Raw genomic sequence first — 14,356 nt, forward strand, 5'->3', positions numbered from 1 at the left:
CCTTGGGAACCGGCTATGGTCAGTGGCACACACGCCAGCCGATACGAGAGGGGAAGCGAGTCCCAATGGCAGGAAAGACGCCGACAGTGAAGACGGGCAAGAAGACAGCGCAGCTGACGCTCAAGGAGAAGCGAGCAGCCAAGCGCGCCAAGCAGGCGCCGGAATCCTTCATCAAGCCCCGCAAGGGCGCGGCAGGCTGACCCGACGAAGGCCTGGCCCCTGGGGGAGTCGCGGACTGGTGAGCTGCGGCTCCCCTCACCACTGCCACCGTCGGTCATCTCAGGCGGCGTTGAAGTTCTGCAGCCGTCTCGATGACGGTCTTCGCCGCGTCAGCCTCGGCCGGTCCCAAGCCGCTCGACCAGGTGACGGCCACGGCCGCCACCGGCCACCCGGAAGCGTCGAGCACCGCCGCGCCGACCGATCGCGTGCCGCTCGTGACCTCACCGTCCTCTGAGGCGTATCCGGCGGCGCGGATGCTGCGCAGCAGTTCGCGCAGTTCGCCGGCCCGACCGGGGCCGAGCCCCGTCCGCGTGGAGAACGCCGACGCGTGGGGGTACAGCGCCCGCACCTGTTCGCGGGGGAGCGCGGCGAGCATCGCACGCCCCGTCGCCGTCAGATGCGCAGGCAGGCGCACGCCGACGTCGGTGACGAGCGCAGGCCGACGCGGTGCTCGCTCCTCGACGATGTAGACGACATCGGAGCCGCTCAGCACACCGAGGTGCGTGCTCTCTCCGAGTCGGTCGGCAAGGGCCGCGACGAGCGGGCGGCCGAGCCTGGCCAGTGGCTGCTGGCGGGCGAAACCGCCGGCGAGCTCGGATGCCGACGTGCCCAGCGCCCACCGCCGCGCTTCACGAAGGTGCAGCACGAATCCGTGGTCGCAGAGCGTGTTGAGCAGGTGGTGGACGGTCGAACGCGGGAGGTCGAGATCGCGAGCGATGGCGGATGCCGCGACCGGGGCAGGACGCGTCGCCAGGTGACGCAGGATCCGCAGCGTCTGGTCGGCTGCCGGGACCTGCGGGGCCGTTCGCGTATTGTCTGGGATCACAGACACAGGATGCCATGCCGCACTGTCCGCCGCCATCGGTGAGGTGTGGAATCGAGTCATGTCACAACCCATTCGCATCGGCGCAGGCGTGCTCACCCCCGCACAGGTCGTCGCCGTCGCTCGAGACGGCGCCCTGATCGAGATCGCGGACGAGGCGCGCGGACGCATCGCCGAGACGCGGAGCGTCATCGACGGACTCGCCGCCGACCCGAACCCGCACTACGGCGTCTCGACAGGATTCGGCGCGCTCGCCACCACGTTCATCGCCCCTGAGCGCCGCCGTCAGCTGCAGGCCAGCCTCATCCGCTCGCACGCCGCAGGCACCGGGGCAGAGGTGGAGACCGAGGTCGTGCGTGCACTGCAGCTTCTGCGCCTGCAGACCCTCGCCTCCGGACGCACCGGCGTGCGGCCCGTGGTCGCGGAGACCTACGTCGCGATGCTCAACGCCGGCATCACCCCGATCGTCCGCGAGTACGGGTCGCTCGGATGCTCCGGCGACCTCGCACCTCTGGCGCACATCGCGCTCGCGGCGATGGGAGAGGGCGATGTCCGGGTCGGTGACGCGCTTATCCCGGCATCCGACGCCCTCGCCGACGCAGGCATCGAGCCGCTGGTCCTCGAGGAGAAGGAGGGGCTCGCGCTCATCAACGGCACCGACGGGATGCTCGGGATGCTGCTTCTCGCCCTGCACGACCTCGAGACGCTCATCACGACTGCCGACGTGGCGGCGGCCATGTCGGTCGAGAGCCAGCTCGGAACCGATGCCGTGTTCGCCGCCGACCTCATGGCTCTGCGCCCGCAGGACGGGCAGACGGTGTCCGCCTCGCACATCCGCGCGTTCCTCGCCGGTTCGCCGATGGTCGCGAGCCACCGCGGACCCGAGGACGGCCGCGTGCAGGACGCCTACTCGCTGCGCTGCGCTCCGCAGGTGCACGGGGCAGCACGCGACACCATGACGCACGCCGCGATGATCGCCTCGCGCGAGCTCGCGAGCGTCATCGACAACCCCGTCGTCACAGTTGACGGCCGCATCGAGTCGAACGGCAACTTCCACGGGGCGCCGGTCGCGGCCGTCCTCGACTTCCTGGCGATCTCGGTCGCCGACGTCGCGTCGGTGTCGGAGCGCCGCACCGATCGTGCGCTCGACCCCGCACGCAGCCACGGTCTGCCGCCGTTCCTCGCGCACGAGGTCGGCGTGGACTCAGGGCTCATGATCGCGCAGTACGCCGCCGCGGGGATCGTCTCCGAGCTCAAGCGGCTCGCCGTTCCGGCATCCGTCGACTCGATCCCGTCCTCCGCCATGCAGGAGGACCACGTGTCGATGGGGTGGGCCGCAGCGCGCAAGCTGCGTCGAGCGATCGACGGGCTCGCCCGCGTTCTCGCGATCGAGGTCATCACGGCGGCTCGCGCGCTCGACCTCAGAGCACCGCTCGAGGCAGGACCAGCCACCGGGGCCGTTCGCGACCTCGTCCGCACCGTGGCCGCCGGCCCCGGCCCCGACCGATTCCTCTCACCCGAGATGGAAGCCGTCACCGAACTCGTCCGTTCGGGCGCCGTCGCCCGCAGCGCGCTGTCATCCATCACCGCGCTGTCATCCATCGCCGCCAAGGAGAACTCATGAAAGACATCCACGCCGCACGCGGACCGGAGCGCACCGCCAAGAGCTGGGGCGCCGAGGCCGCCAAGCGCATGCTGATGAACAACCTCGACCCCGAGGTCGCCGAGCACCCGGAGGACCTCGTCGTCTACGGCGGCACCGGACGCGCCGCGCGCAGCTGGGAGGCGTACGACGCGATCGTGCGCACCCTCGACGAGCTGGAGCCCGACGAGACCCTGCTCGTGCAGTCCGGCAAGCCGGTCGGCGTCTTCCGCACGCACGAGTGGGCGCCGCGCGTGCTGATTGCGAACTCGAACCTCGTCGGCGACTGGGCGACGTGGCCGGAGTTCCGCCGCCTCGAATCACTGGGCCTGACCATGTACGGGCAGATGACGGCAGGTTCCTGGATCTACATCGGCACCCAGGGCATCCTGCAGGGCACATACGAGACGTTCGCGGCCGTCGCGCGCTCGCTCGGCTCTTCAACAAGCTCCGGCCGCGACTCACTCGCGGGGACACTCACCCTCACCGGAGGCGCTGGCGGAATGGGCGGCGCGCAGCCGCTTGCCGTGACGATGAACGGGGGAGCGGTGCTGATCGTCGACGTCGACGAGACCCGCCTCGCACGTCGCGTCGAGCACGGGTACCTCGACCGCTATACGGCCGATCTCGATCAGGCCGTCGCCGACGTCCTCGCCGCCAAGGATGCCGGCACGGCGCTGTCCGTCGGGGTCGTCGGCAACGCCGCCGATGTCTTCCCCGAGTTGCTGCGCCGCGGCATCCCGATCGACATCGTCACCGATCAGACCAGCGCGCACGATCCGCTCGCGTATCTGCCGCAGGGAGTCGCTGTCGCGGATTGGAAGGCCGAGGCCGAGCGCGACCCTTCCGGATTCACCGATCGTGCACGCGCGTCGATGGCGGAGCACGTCGCCGCGATGGTCGGATTCCAGGATGCCGGTGCCGCCGTCTTCGACTACGGCAACTCCATACGTCGTGAGGCCGAGCTCGGCGGCTTCGAGCGGGCGTTCGCGTTCCCCGGGTTCGTGCCGGCATACATCCGGCCGTTGTTCGCCGAGGGCAAGGGGCCGTTCCGCTGGGTCGCGCTCTCCGGTGACCCGGCCGACATCGCCGCGACCGACCGCGCCGTGAAGGAGCTCTTTCCCGAGGACGCGGCCCTGCACCGCTGGCTCGACCAGGCAGCCGAGAAGGTGCATTTCGAGGGGCTGCCCGCCCGCATCTGCTGGCTCGGATACAAGGAGCGCCACCTCGCCGGCCTGAAGTTCAACGAGATGGTCGCCTCGGGCGAGCTGAAGGCGCCGATCGTGATCGGCCGCGATCATCTGGATGCCGGATCCGTCGCCTCTCCGTACCGCGAGACCGAGGCCATGGCCGACGGCTCGGATGCGATCGCGGACTGGCCGCTGCTGAACGCGCTGCTGAACACGGCATCCGGAGCATCGTGGGTGTCGCTGCACCACGGCGGAGGGGTCGGGATCGGCCGCAGCATCCACGCCGGACAGGTGACTGTCGCCGACGGCACGGCGCTCGCCGCGGAGAAACTCGAGCGGGTGCTCACGAATGATCCTGGTACCGGCGTCATGCGTCATGTGGATGCCGGGTACGAGCGTGCCCGTGAGGTCGCGCGCGAGCGCGGCCTGAACGTGCCGATGCTGTGAGGATGTCACCATGCGCACGCTGATCACGAACATCGGTGAGTTGAGCACCTGCACGGTGCAGCTTGACGGCAGTGCCGGGATCATCCGCGACGCCGCGATCCTCGTCGAGCACGACCGGATCGCGTGGGTCGGCCCGGTGGACGATGCTCCCACGGAACCAGGCGGGTACGTCGAGGTGGATGCCGAGAGCCGTGCCGTCGTTCCCGGGTTCGTGGACAGTCACAGTCACATCGTGTTCGGCGGTGATCGTGCCGCGGAATTCGAAGCGCGGATGGCGGGAGAGAGGTATGCCGCCGGCGGCATCCGTTCGACCGTCGCCGCGACCAGGGGTGCGAGCGACGACGATCTGCGTGCACGGCTGCGCGGCTTCATCGCCGAGATGCATGCGCAGGGCACCACGACCGTCGAGATCAAGAGCGGGTACGGCCTGGACGTCGAGACAGAGCTGCGCCTCGTCCGGCTCGCTGCCGAGGTCACACCCGAGGTCACGTTCCTCGGCGCGCATGTGGTGCCTGCGGAGTACGTCGAAGACGCGGACGGCTATGTCGACCTCGTCACCGGCCCGATGCTGGAGGCTTGCGCCCCGCACGCCCGCTGGATCGACGTGTTCTGCGAGACCGGGGCGTTCACGGTGGAGCAGTCGCGCCGTGTGCTCGAAGCCGGCATCGCCCGTGGACTCGCGCCGCGCGTGCACGCCGGCCAGCTCGGGCCCAGCGACGGCGTGCGGATGGCGATCGAGCTCGGCGCGGCATCCGTCGACCACGGCACGTACCTGACCGACTCCGACATCGAGGCGCTCGCAGCATCCGACACCGTTCTCACGCTGCTGCCCGGCGTCGAGTTCTCCACGCGACAGCCGTACCCCGACGCGCGCCGACTCATCGACGCCGGCGTCACCGTCGCGCTCGCATGCGACACGAATCCCGGGTCGAGTTTCACCTCGTCCATGCCGTTCTGCATCGCCGTCGCCGTCCGCGACATGGGCATGACTCCGGCCGAAGCGCTGTGGGCGGCGACCGCCGGGGGAGCGGCGGCGCTGCGGCGGGACGACATCGGCATGATCGCGCCCGGTTTCCGCGCCGATCTTGTGCTGCTGGACGCGCCCAGCCACGTGCACCTGTCGTACCGGCCAGGGGTTCCGCTGGTCAGGCAGGTATGGAAGGACGGCGTCCCCGTCGCGTAGCCGGTCGCGAAGCAGGAAACAGCAGCGCGAGATCAACCCAGTGCCTGGGCGCACACCACGGCGGCTGCCGCTGACCACGCCTGAGGCCGGCACGCGGCGGGGTACGGCACCGGGATGCCACCGGGAATCCTGGAATCACCGGACTGCAGCTCCGGGACGCGGTAGTCGAAGCCTTCGGCGGAGTCGACCAATTCGCGAGCGATAACGGCGGCCTCGGCGGTGAGCCCGGCGCGCAGCATCCCGTGCACGGCGATGGCCGTGTCGTGCGCCCAGACGCTGCCGCCGTGATAACTGAGCGGCCAGTACCCGGCGGCCCCGGTGGACAGCGTGCGGATGCCATATCCACTCGACATCGTCGGCGAGATGAGCACCTCCGCGCACGCGCGCTCTTCGTCGGGATCCAGGATGCCGGTGCCGATCAGATGGCCGATGTTGCTCGAGAGCGAATCGACCGCGGCTCCATGCGCATCGAGGGCGATCGCCGGGTACCGGCCCTCCGAGGTCTCCACCCAGAACGCTGCACGGAACCTCCGGCGCAGGTCGGCCGCCCACTGTCTCAGATCGTCGCCGCCCTGCTCGTCCAGTGCATCGAGCAGCTCCGCCCCGCGCATCGCGGCCTCGTAGGCGTAGCCCTGCACCTCGCTCAGCGCGATCGGGCCCTCGGCCAGGTGCCCGTCCTGCCACTGGATCGAGTCTCCTGAGTCCTTCCAGCCCTGGTTCGCGAGGCCGTGCCCCGTCTGGTCGACGTAGTCGATGAACCCGCTGCCCGAGGCGTCGCCGTGCACGATCATCCAGTCCAGTGCTGCGCGCAGGTTGGGCAGCAGATCGCGCAGATCCGCGTCCGAGAGTCCGGCATCCCGAGCATCGGCCAGCAGGCACACCCAGAGCGGCGTCGCATCCACGGTGCCGTAGTACAGCGGCGGCAGATGCACGCCCTCGTTCGGCAGCGACAGCGCGGCGCTGCGCAGCTCGTGGGGGATCTTGCCCGGCGCCTCAGCGGTTGCGGCATCCGTCTTCGTGCCCTGAAGGCGGCCGAGCACGCGCAGGGTGGAGGCTGCGATCTCGGGGTCGAGTGCGAGCGCGAGTCGCGCCGCCCAGATCGAATCGCGACCGAACAGGGTGAAGAACCAGGGCGCTCCGGCCGCGTAGAAGGCGTCGTCCGGATGCTCCGGAGCAGACAGCCGCAGCGCCGCGAGGTCACCGGCGGCTCGGTCGAGCCAGCGTCGCACGCGGGAGTCGCTCGTCGCGACGTGGACTGCGTCGGCAACCGACGTCGGCGCACCCACCACGAGCGTCGCGTCCTCGAACGCGAGAGCCCAGTCGAGTTCGACGCGTCCACGTGGCGGCACATCGACCTGCCAGCGAAGCCGGATGCCGGCACCCGGCGCCGACTCCGCATCCTCGATCGAGATCGCAGCATCCGCGGCCTCGACGGTGAACGACGCCGTGGCTGACCGGACTCGTGTCCCGTCCCAGGTCCATTCGTCTGCGCCGGCAATCCCGGCCTTCACCTGCTGGAGCGGCGCGAAGTCCGGCGCGATGGTCACGGTCAGTCTCACCGAGAGCGAGACGTCGCGGGCGGATGACACCACGATCCGCTCGTGGAACGACCCAGCGGCGACGAGGCGCTCGCGATCCATGCGCACCTTGGGGTCGGCCTGATCGTCATCGATGCCGCGCAGCACATCGGTGAACACCGCGGTCTGCGCCGTGGGGGTCGCGCACGCGATCGATTCCAGCTCCGTGCCGTCCACACCGGTCGCGACCGACCGGACGTGGCGGACATCGCCGTGATAGATGCCGTGGATGGGCGACGCACCCATCCTCCCTGCGGCATCCGACCAGACCTGGGTCGGGGCCTGGAGGATGATGGTCGCGTCGTTCAGGAGCGGCTGGAGAGGCGTGATCGTCATCCCTTCACCGCTCCTTCGCTGGTGTTCATGATGCGCTTCTGGAAGATGAAGAACATCACCGCAACCGGGATGGTCATGATGAGCGCCGCTGCGAGCTTGAGCGGATACTGCTTGCCCTGACTCAGCTGTCCGTTCGCGAGCTGCGCGACGCCTCTGGTCAGTGTTGTGAGATCCGGCGACTGCGTCGAGATGATGAAGTGCGCCAGCTCGTTCCACGACCCCTGGAACGACAGGATGATGATCGTGATGAGCGCCGGACGCGCCATCGGCAGCACCACAGACCAGAACACCCGGAACGTTCCGGCCCCGTCTATGCGGGCCTGCTCCTCGACGGAGGCGGGAATGGACTCGAAGAAGTTCTTCATGATGAACACGCCTGCCGCGTCCACGAGGAGCGGCAGGATCATGCCGGCGTACGAGTCGTAGATGCCGAGCTGCTTGATCACGAGGAACTTCGGAATCAGCAGAACGACCGCCGGAACGCTCATGACAGCGACGAGTCCGGCGAACACGACCCCGCGGCCGCGGAATTGCAGCCTGGCGAGGGCATAGCCGGCGAGCGAGACGAAGAACACGCGTCCGAGGGTCACGACGACCGTGACGACGACCGAGTTGCGGAACCACGTCGGGTAGTCGCTGCGCAGGAACAGCTGCGCGTACGCCTCTGTCGTGAAGGTCTGCGGCACGAGGGAGAGCGGGTTGGCCGCCGCATCCGGATCGGTCTTGAAGCTCGTGGCGACCTGGATGAGGAACGGGTAGATGTACACAAGAGCGAGCACGACCAGGACGGCGTAGAGGATCGACGTCGTGAGAATCCGTTTCGTTCCGCTGCTCATGCCGGCGCGGCGCGCCGGGGCCGCCGACGGAGCAGCAGCGGTATCGGTGGCGGGATCGATCGCGGTCATGATCTGGCCTCCTCAGCGGCGGATGCCGCGGCCGCCGACTCGCGGGCGGTCGCCGCTGCGACAGCGGCCTGATACGGACGTGCACGCCGGCGCGAGACCGGACGCTCACGGAGAACCCAGCGCTGCAGCAGCGTGAGCAGGATGATGATGACGAACAGGATGAACGCGATCGCGGCACCCTGCCCCCAGTCCTGATTGATGAACGAGGCCTGGTAGGACTGGTACGCGGGCGTCAGCGTGGTCTTGCCCGGTTGTCCGCGGCTGCCGGTGTAGATCTGGTCGAACACCTGCCAGGTGCCGATCAGTCCGAGCGTCAGAACCGTGAACAGCGTCGGACGCAGCTGCGGCAGCGTCACCTGCCAGAAGCGCTGCCACCCGTTCGCGCCGTCGGTCATGGCAGCCTCCTGCACCTCGCCCGAGATGTTCTGAAGGGCCGCGAGGAACAGCAGCATGAACGTGCCGCTCGTGGTGAACACGGCCATGATGATGTACACGCACATCGCCACGCTCGGGCCGCCGATCCAGTCCCAGAGCGAGACGCCCAGCACGTCGTTGCCTGTCAGGGCGGCAGGGCCCGAGGTCGCTCCGAAGTGGAAGATCCCGGAGGGGTCGTTGAGCCAGTTCGGGCCGTTGATGCCGAGCCAGCCGAGCGCCGCGTTGATCGCACCCGTCGTCGAGAACAGGAACAGGAACAGGACGGTGATGGCGACCGAGCTGGTGACGGACGGGAAGTAGAAGGCGGTGCGGAAGAAGCCTCGGCCCTTGAGGATCTGCCGGTTCACCAGGACGGCGAGGAAGAGACTGAGCGCGGTCTGGCACGGCACGACGAGCAGCGCGTACCAGGCGTTGTTCTTCAGGCTCATGCCGAAGTCCTGCTCGTCCAGTCCTCCGCCGACCAGCAGTGTGCCGTAGTTGCGGAGCCCGACGAACGACACCGAACCGGCGAACGGTGAACCGCGCCCTCCCCAGTCGCTGACGCTCACCCACAGCGCCATGAGAACGGGAACGACGAGGAAGACTCCCAGCAGGATGAGCATCGGGGCGGTGAACAGCCACCCCGATGCGGTCTCGCCGCGGCGGAGGCCGCGGTGGGACCGCACATCGGAGGCGGCCATGATCACTTCAGAAGTGCTTCGAGGTTCTTCTGCGCCGAGTCGAGGATCGCCTGCGGGTCGGCCGTCGCGAGTGCGCCGATCTTGCTGTTGAAGTCGGTGACGACGTCAGCCGCGCCCTTGATGGTGGGCATGCTCATCGCGTAGTCGGCGCCGGCGAGGAAGGGCGCCAGAGTCGGGTTGTCGCTCTTCCACTGATCGGCTGCGGACTGGATCGACGGCATCACGCCGAACGCCTTCGAGAATGCGAGCTGCTGATCGGTCGACGTCAGGTACTCGACGAGGTCGAGCGCCGCCTCCTGATTCGGGCTGTCGGCTGCGATGCCCCAGCAGTTCGTGAACTGGAGAGTTCCCATGTCGCCATCAGGGCCGGCCGGCAGCTCTGCGACCTTGTACTTCACGTCGGGGTAGTCGTTCGTCATGGCGCCGGTGATCCAGTTGCCCTCGACGACCATGGCGGCCTTCTGCGTGCCGAACGCCTCGCCGCCCCATCCGGTGCCGAGGTCCGCGGCGAACTTCATCTCACCGTCGTTCAGCATGCCCTTGAGGTAATCGAGCGCCGCGACGTTGCCGTCGGCGGTCGCGGTGGCCTCCGTGGAGTCGGCGTTCATCAGGCCGCCTCCAGCGGCGACCATGAAGGCGCCGACGCGGGCGTACTCGCCGCCCATGCTGAGGCCGACGTGCCCGTCTGCGGTGAGCTTCTTCGCCACGGAGGTCAGCTGATCCCAATCGGTGGGGATGTCGGAGTCGGTGAGGCCAGCAGCATCCCACATGTCGGTGTTGATGATGAGCTGCAGCGTCGAAAAGTCCTTCGGAGCGCAGTAGAGCTTGTCGTCGTAGGTGAAGGAGGTCTGCAGGCTCGGGTAGAAGTCGTCCTTGTTCTTCAGCTGATCGCCGTAGGCGAGCAGCGACCCGTTCGACGCGTATCCGGCGAGAGCGTCGGTCGACAGGTAGAACACGTCGGCGGGGGAGCCGGCGGCGAATCCCTGCGACAGCTGCTGGTTGAGGTCGCTGGCGGCGGTGACGGTCGCCTTGACCCCTGAGTCCTTCGACCACGCTGCGACGGCCGCGTCGACCGCGTCGGTCTCGGCGTCACCGGATGACCCGATGAGGATGCTGAGCGGCTTGTCAGACGACGTGAGCGAGTCGGGTTCGGCTGAGCTTCCGGTGTCGTCCGAGAATCCGGAGCCGCAGGCGGTGAGCGCGAGAGCTGCGGTGCTGAGCAGGGCGAGGGTGCCGAGCACCGAACGGGTGGTGTGCCGTGACATTGCATTCTCCCTTGAAGAAAGTCCGGTGAATTTGAACGATCAAATTCGGTATGCAATACGCTAGATCCGGTGCAGGGGGCTGTCAAGGGCACCTGCGGGACGGGAGGCCCCGATGGCGAAGGCGCCGACGGTACAGGACGTCGCGGAGCGTGCCGGTGTGTCGCGGCAGACGGTCTCCAACGTCCTGAACACGCCGGACGTCGTGCGCCCGGGCACCAGGGACCGCGTCCTGTCCGCGATCGACGAGCTGGGCTATCGACGGCACGGCCCCGCGCGCAGGCTGAGGCTGCGCCGCAGCTCGACCATCGGCATCCGGCTCGACCCGTATGTCGGCGGCATCTCCGGCGTCGTGCTGGACCGATTCGTGCACGCCGTCACCGAGCGCGCGAGCGCGCGCGGCATGCGCATGCTCGTTTACTCGGCACGGTCGGCTGAGGAGGAGTACACGCGCCTGTCGGAGCTGTGGGACAGCTCGGAGATCGATGCGGCGATCCTGACCGGCACCGTGCGCGATGACCCACGGGTTCCTCTTCTGGACGAACGCGCGCTGCCGTTCGTGTCGTTCGGTCGGCCGTGGGGGAAGGACGACATCGCTGACCCCCGCCACCTGTGGGTCGACGTCGACGGGGCCGGCGGCACGCGAGCGGCGACGAAGCATGCCCTGGCCTACGGCAGCCGTGTGGCGTTCCTCGGATGGCCGTCGGGCTCAGGAACCGGGGATGATCGCGAGCGCGGCTGGCTCGAGGCGATGCGCGCGGGTGGAGTCGGGGGCACGCGTCTCACCGCCACCGAGGACGTCGCCGCGGCGCGCGGTGCGGTCGCGCAGAGTCTGGATGACGGGTTCGATGCGGACGCGATCGTCTGCGTCAGCGACACGCTCGCCGTCGGCGCGCTGCTCGCCCTGAACGCGGCAGGACGACGGATGCCGGTCATCGGCTTCGACAACACACCGACCGCTGACGCCCTCGGTTTCTCCAGCGTGGAGCAGCGGCCGGAGGACGTGGCAGACGGAGTGCTCACCTTGCTAATGGGCCGCACCGGCGATGTGGTCGTGCCGCGCCGGCCGCAGGCCGGGACCGCGCACGTGCTGATCGAGCCGGAGCTCGTCGTTCGCTGAGCGCGTCGTTCGCTGAGCGCAGCGGTCAGATCCGCCCGGCGACCCCGGCGAGCAGCTCCAGCACGCACAGGGCGGCCAGGCGCACGGTGCGGCCGTCCTCGGTGTCGGCGGTGGCATCCACTTCGGCGATGTCCGCGCTGACCACCCGAGCGTCGGAGGCAACCGCCCTGGTGAGCGCGCGCAGCTCCCAGGCTGCGAGCCCGCCTGGCACGCTCGCAGGGCACCCCGGCGCGACAGAGCGATCGCACACGTCCACATCGATGTCGAGATGGACGGGGCCGTCGCCCGCACCGGCGACCTCGACGGCTTCGGCGACCACATCGTCGATGCCGCGCCGACGCAGCTCGTCGAGCGTGATCACGCGGATGCCCCAGTCGGCCGCGCGTCGAGCGTATGCGGCCGAGTTCGCGAAGTCGGCGATCCCGATCTGCACGATCCGACGCGGATCGATGCGCTCGGTCGGCACGGTGGCGGCCGCCGGCACGTCCTCGACGAGCCGCCGCACCGGGGTGCCGTTCGAGACGCCGTCGCGCAGGTCGAAGTGGGCGTCGAAGGTGATGAGACCGGATGCCGCGGAGCCCAGCGCGACGGGATAGGTCAGCGAGTTGTCCCCGCCAAGGGCGATCACGAACGCCGGCGCGAGTTCGCGCACCCGTGCGATGGTCGCGGCCTCACCCTCGTCGCCATCCGGCTCGTCGACGTCGCCGGCATCCTGGATCGTCAGGGCATCGGCGAGATCGAGGATCGGCGGACCCATGAGCGTCGTGCCGTACCGCTGCAGCGCCTCGCGGATCGCTCCTGGCGTCGCGTGCGCCCCGGTGGGCGACAGCGAGGTCTGCCACGTCGGCACGCCGAGCAGCACGGCATCCGCCTCGCCGTCGAAGGCCGGCCAGGAACCGGCACGAGGCCACAGCGGGTCTTGCGAGAGAGCCATGTTCACACTCCGTGTTCTTCAGACGCCGGGGATCACGGCGTGCGCGATGGAGAAGATGGCAAGCCCTGCCAGCGCCCCGACGACGGTGCCGTTGAGGCGGATGTACTGCAGGTCGCGACCGACCATGAGCTCGATCTTCTCGGTCGTCTCGGCCGGATCCCAGCGCTCGACGGTGTCGGTGATGATCGACGCGATGTCGTGCCGGTAGCGGTCGACGAGGAAGACGGCGGCCTCCGACACCCAGGAATCCACGCGGCGCTGCAGCGCGGCATCCTTCGTCAGGCGTTCGCCGACCTCTTCGAGCGCCTGCACCGCCCGCAGGCGGAGGCTGCTCTGCGGATCGGCGAGCGATCGGATCAGCCCGTTCTTGGCGGTGTTCCAGGCCTCGGCCGCCAGGGCCCCGACGCGTGGACTGTCGAACAGCGACGCCTTCGCGTTCTCGAGCTTTCGGCGGGTGACCGGATCGTTCTGCAGGTTCTCGGCCAGCCGGGCGAGATACCCGTCGATCGCCAGCCGCGCCGGATGCTGCGGGTCGGCGCGCACGGCATCCACGAACTTGACCGCCTCGTGGTACACCGTGTCATCCACGAACCGGTGCGCGAGCTTCGGCACCCAGCCGGGGAGGCGTCGGGAGACGAGTCCGTGGAACGCGTCCTCGTTCGCGATGAGCCACGTGCTGATGCTGTCGGCGGCGAGATCGATGGCGCCGCGGTGCGCGTCGGATTCGACGATCTTCTCGAGCCAGGCGCCGGCCGGCGGCCCCCACTCCGGCTGGACGAGGTGCTCGCGGGCGAGGTCGGTGATGAGGTCGCGGACGTCGTCGTCGCTCAGGGCGTTCAGAACACCCGTGGCGATCGCAGAACCTTCGGCGGCCACCCGTTCGGCGTGCGCGGGCTGCTGCAGCCACTCGCCGGCGCGCAGTGCGATCGCCGTCGAAGCGAGTTTCGTGCGCACCACGTCGGCGGCCAGGAAGTTCGTCTCGACGAACTCGCCGAGCGTCCGGCCGATCTCGTCCTTGCGGTTCGGGATGATCGCCGTGTGCGGGATCGGCAGCCCGAGTGGGCGCCGGAACAGGGCGGTGACGGCGAACCAGTCCGCGAGTGCGCCGACCATGCCGCCCTCGGCGGCGGCCCGGACGTACGAGAGCCATGGATGCCGCTCCTGAAGCCAGAACGCGATGACGAACGCGATCGCCATGAAGATGAGCGCGCCCAGTGCGATCGCCTTCATCACCCGCAGGGCGCGCAGGCGTTCCTGATCGGGAGGGGAGAGCAGAGCCATCGGAGTGCGCGGCATGCTGTCATCCTCGCACGCGGGGTAGCCTCGTCTCGTGATCGAAGACATCAAGAAGCGCGCGCTGCACCGCACCAGCATCCTGGAGGGTCAGCTGCGCGGCGTCGCCCGCATGATCGAGGGCGAGGAGTACTGCATGGACATCATCACGCAGTCCCGCGCCATCCAGAAGTCCCTGGAGTCACTGAACCGCCTGCTGCTGGAGAACCACCTGCGCACGCACGTCACGCACATGTTCGAATCCGGCGGCGACGAGCGCGAGCAAGCCGTCGACGAATTGCTGAAGGCGTTCGACTTCGAGCGGAAGTAG

General features: G+C 68.9%; 13 protein-coding genes. 6 read left to right on the top strand and 7 right to left on the bottom strand.

From position 1 onward, the window contains the following. The first annotated feature begins 65 nt into the window (after positions 1 to 65). Positions 66 to 200, top strand: coding sequence for a hypothetical protein (locus tag KHB019_RS12215; RefSeq protein ID WP_337459083.1), 135 nt, complete (start codon positions 66 to 68; stop codon positions 198 to 200). A 74-nt stretch (positions 201 to 274) separates the two neighbouring features. On the opposite strand, the gene KHB019_RS12220 is transcribed toward KHB019_RS12215, so the two are convergent. Beyond that, positions 275 to 1,051 carry an IclR family transcriptional regulator gene (locus KHB019_RS12220; RefSeq protein ID WP_443193213.1) on the bottom strand — a complete coding sequence of 259 codons (777 nt, stop codon included), beginning with the start codon at positions 1,049 to 1,051 and terminating at the stop codon, positions 275 to 277. Between the two features lie 52 nt (positions 1,052 to 1,103). Here KHB019_RS12220 and hutH point away from each other — a divergent pair, with 52 nt between their 5' ends. From hutH to hutI, 3 genes are read left to right on the top strand one after another with little or no spacing between them, the layout of a single operon-like run. Next, complete coding sequence (gene hutH / locus KHB019_RS12225; protein WP_337459084.1) at positions 1,104 to 2,666, top strand: histidine ammonia-lyase; 1,563 nt, start codon at positions 1,104 to 1,106, stop codon at positions 2,664 to 2,666. Beyond that, a complete protein-coding gene (gene hutU / locus KHB019_RS12230; protein ID WP_337459085.1) occupies positions 2,663 to 4,321 on the top strand; it encodes a urocanate hydratase in 1,659 nt (552 codons plus the stop codon). Before hutH ends, hutU begins: the two co-directional genes overlap by 4 nt. Positions 4,322 to 4,331: 10 nt before the next feature. Further along, complete coding sequence (gene hutI / locus KHB019_RS12235) at positions 4,332 to 5,504, top strand: imidazolonepropionase (protein ID WP_230103515.1); 1,173 nt, start codon at positions 4,332 to 4,334, stop codon at positions 5,502 to 5,504. 32 nt (positions 5,505 to 5,536) lie between these two features. Here the strand turns inward: hutI and KHB019_RS12240 are convergent, their stop codons facing one another. The 4 genes from KHB019_RS12240 to KHB019_RS12255 all read right to left on the bottom strand — a co-directional run bounded on the left by KHB019_RS12240 (position 5,537) and on the right by KHB019_RS12255 (position 10,702). Continuing rightward, positions 5,537 to 7,417 carry a glycogen debranching N-terminal domain-containing protein gene (locus tag KHB019_RS12240; protein ID WP_337459086.1) on the bottom strand — a complete coding sequence of 627 codons (1,881 nt, stop codon included), beginning with the start codon at positions 7,415 to 7,417 and terminating at the stop codon, positions 5,537 to 5,539. Then, positions 7,414 to 8,253, bottom strand: coding sequence for a carbohydrate ABC transporter permease (locus KHB019_RS12245; protein WP_230103673.1), 840 nt, complete (start codon positions 8,251 to 8,253; stop codon positions 7,414 to 7,416). The genes KHB019_RS12240 and KHB019_RS12245 overlap by 4 nt, the downstream gene beginning before the upstream one ends. Positions 8,254 to 8,318: 65 nt before the next feature. Beyond that, on the bottom strand, positions 8,319 to 9,437 hold the full coding sequence (locus KHB019_RS12250) for a carbohydrate ABC transporter permease (RefSeq protein ID WP_230103513.1): 1,119 nt from the start codon (positions 9,435 to 9,437) through the stop codon (positions 8,319 to 8,321). Between the two features lie 2 nt (positions 9,438 to 9,439). Continuing rightward, entirely contained in the window at positions 9,440 to 10,702 is a 1,263-nt protein-coding gene (locus tag KHB019_RS12255) for a sugar ABC transporter substrate-binding protein (RefSeq protein WP_337459087.1), read from the bottom strand. Positions 10,703 to 10,814: 112 nt separating this feature from the next. Here KHB019_RS12255 and KHB019_RS12260 point away from each other — a divergent pair, with 112 nt between their 5' ends. Further along, positions 10,815 to 11,819 (top strand): LacI family DNA-binding transcriptional regulator, encoded by a 1,005-nt coding sequence (locus KHB019_RS12260; RefSeq protein WP_230103511.1) that lies wholly within the window; start codon positions 10,815 to 10,817, stop codon positions 11,817 to 11,819. Between the two features lie 25 nt (positions 11,820 to 11,844). On the opposite strand, the gene KHB019_RS12265 is transcribed toward KHB019_RS12260, so the two are convergent. Beyond that, entirely contained in the window at positions 11,845 to 12,753 is a 909-nt protein-coding gene (locus tag KHB019_RS12265) for an agmatinase family protein (protein ID WP_337459088.1), read from the bottom strand. A gap of 18 nt (positions 12,754 to 12,771) precedes the next feature. Then, positions 12,772 to 14,049 (bottom strand): DUF445 domain-containing protein, encoded by a 1,278-nt coding sequence (locus KHB019_RS12270; RefSeq protein ID WP_337459089.1) that lies wholly within the window; start codon positions 14,047 to 14,049, stop codon positions 12,772 to 12,774. A 34-nt stretch (positions 14,050 to 14,083) separates the two neighbouring features. Here KHB019_RS12270 and KHB019_RS12275 point away from each other — a divergent pair, with 34 nt between their 5' ends. Beyond that, on the top strand, positions 14,084 to 14,356 hold the full coding sequence (locus tag KHB019_RS12275; RefSeq protein WP_230103508.1) for a metal-sensitive transcriptional regulator: 273 nt from the start codon (positions 14,084 to 14,086) through the stop codon (positions 14,354 to 14,356).

The sequence above is a fragment of the Microbacterium sp. KHB019 genome, from assembly GCF_037285405.1.
Taxonomy (GTDB): Bacteria; Actinomycetota; Actinomycetes; order Actinomycetales; family Microbacteriaceae; genus Microbacterium.

Excerpts from the sequence above, each read along its gene's own strand:
- hutH (WP_337459084.1), top strand. The coding sequence starts at position 1,104 with ATGTCACAACCCATTCGCATCGGCGCAGGCGTGCTCACCCCCGCACAG.
- hutU (WP_337459085.1), top strand. The coding sequence starts at position 2,663 with ATGAAAGACATCCACGCCGCACGCGGACCGGAGCGCACCGCCAAGAGC.
- KHB019_RS12240 (WP_337459086.1), bottom strand. The coding sequence starts at position 7,417 with ATGACGATCACGCCTCTCCAGCCGCTCCTGAACGACGCGACCATCATC.
- hutI (WP_230103515.1), top strand. The coding sequence starts at position 4,332 with ATGCGCACGCTGATCACGAACATCGGTGAGTTGAGCACCTGCACGGTG.
- KHB019_RS12270 (WP_337459089.1), bottom strand. The coding sequence starts at position 14,049 with ATGCCGCGCACTCCGATGGCTCTGCTCTCCCCTCCCGATCAGGAACGC.
- KHB019_RS12255 (WP_337459087.1), bottom strand. The coding sequence starts at position 10,702 with ATGTCACGGCACACCACCCGTTCGGTGCTCGGCACCCTCGCCCTGCTC.
- KHB019_RS12265 (WP_337459088.1), bottom strand. The coding sequence starts at position 12,753 with ATGGCTCTCTCGCAAGACCCGCTGTGGCCTCGTGCCGGTTCCTGGCCG.
- KHB019_RS12260 (WP_230103511.1), top strand. The coding sequence starts at position 10,815 with ATGGCGAAGGCGCCGACGGTACAGGACGTCGCGGAGCGTGCCGGTGTG.
- KHB019_RS12215 (WP_337459083.1), top strand. The coding sequence starts at position 66 with ATGGCAGGAAAGACGCCGACAGTGAAGACGGGCAAGAAGACAGCGCAG.
- KHB019_RS12245 (WP_230103673.1), bottom strand. The coding sequence starts at position 8,253 with ATGAGCAGCGGAACGAAACGGATTCTCACGACGTCGATCCTCTACGCC.
- KHB019_RS12250 (WP_230103513.1), bottom strand. The coding sequence starts at position 9,437 with ATGGCCGCCTCCGATGTGCGGTCCCACCGCGGCCTCCGCCGCGGCGAG.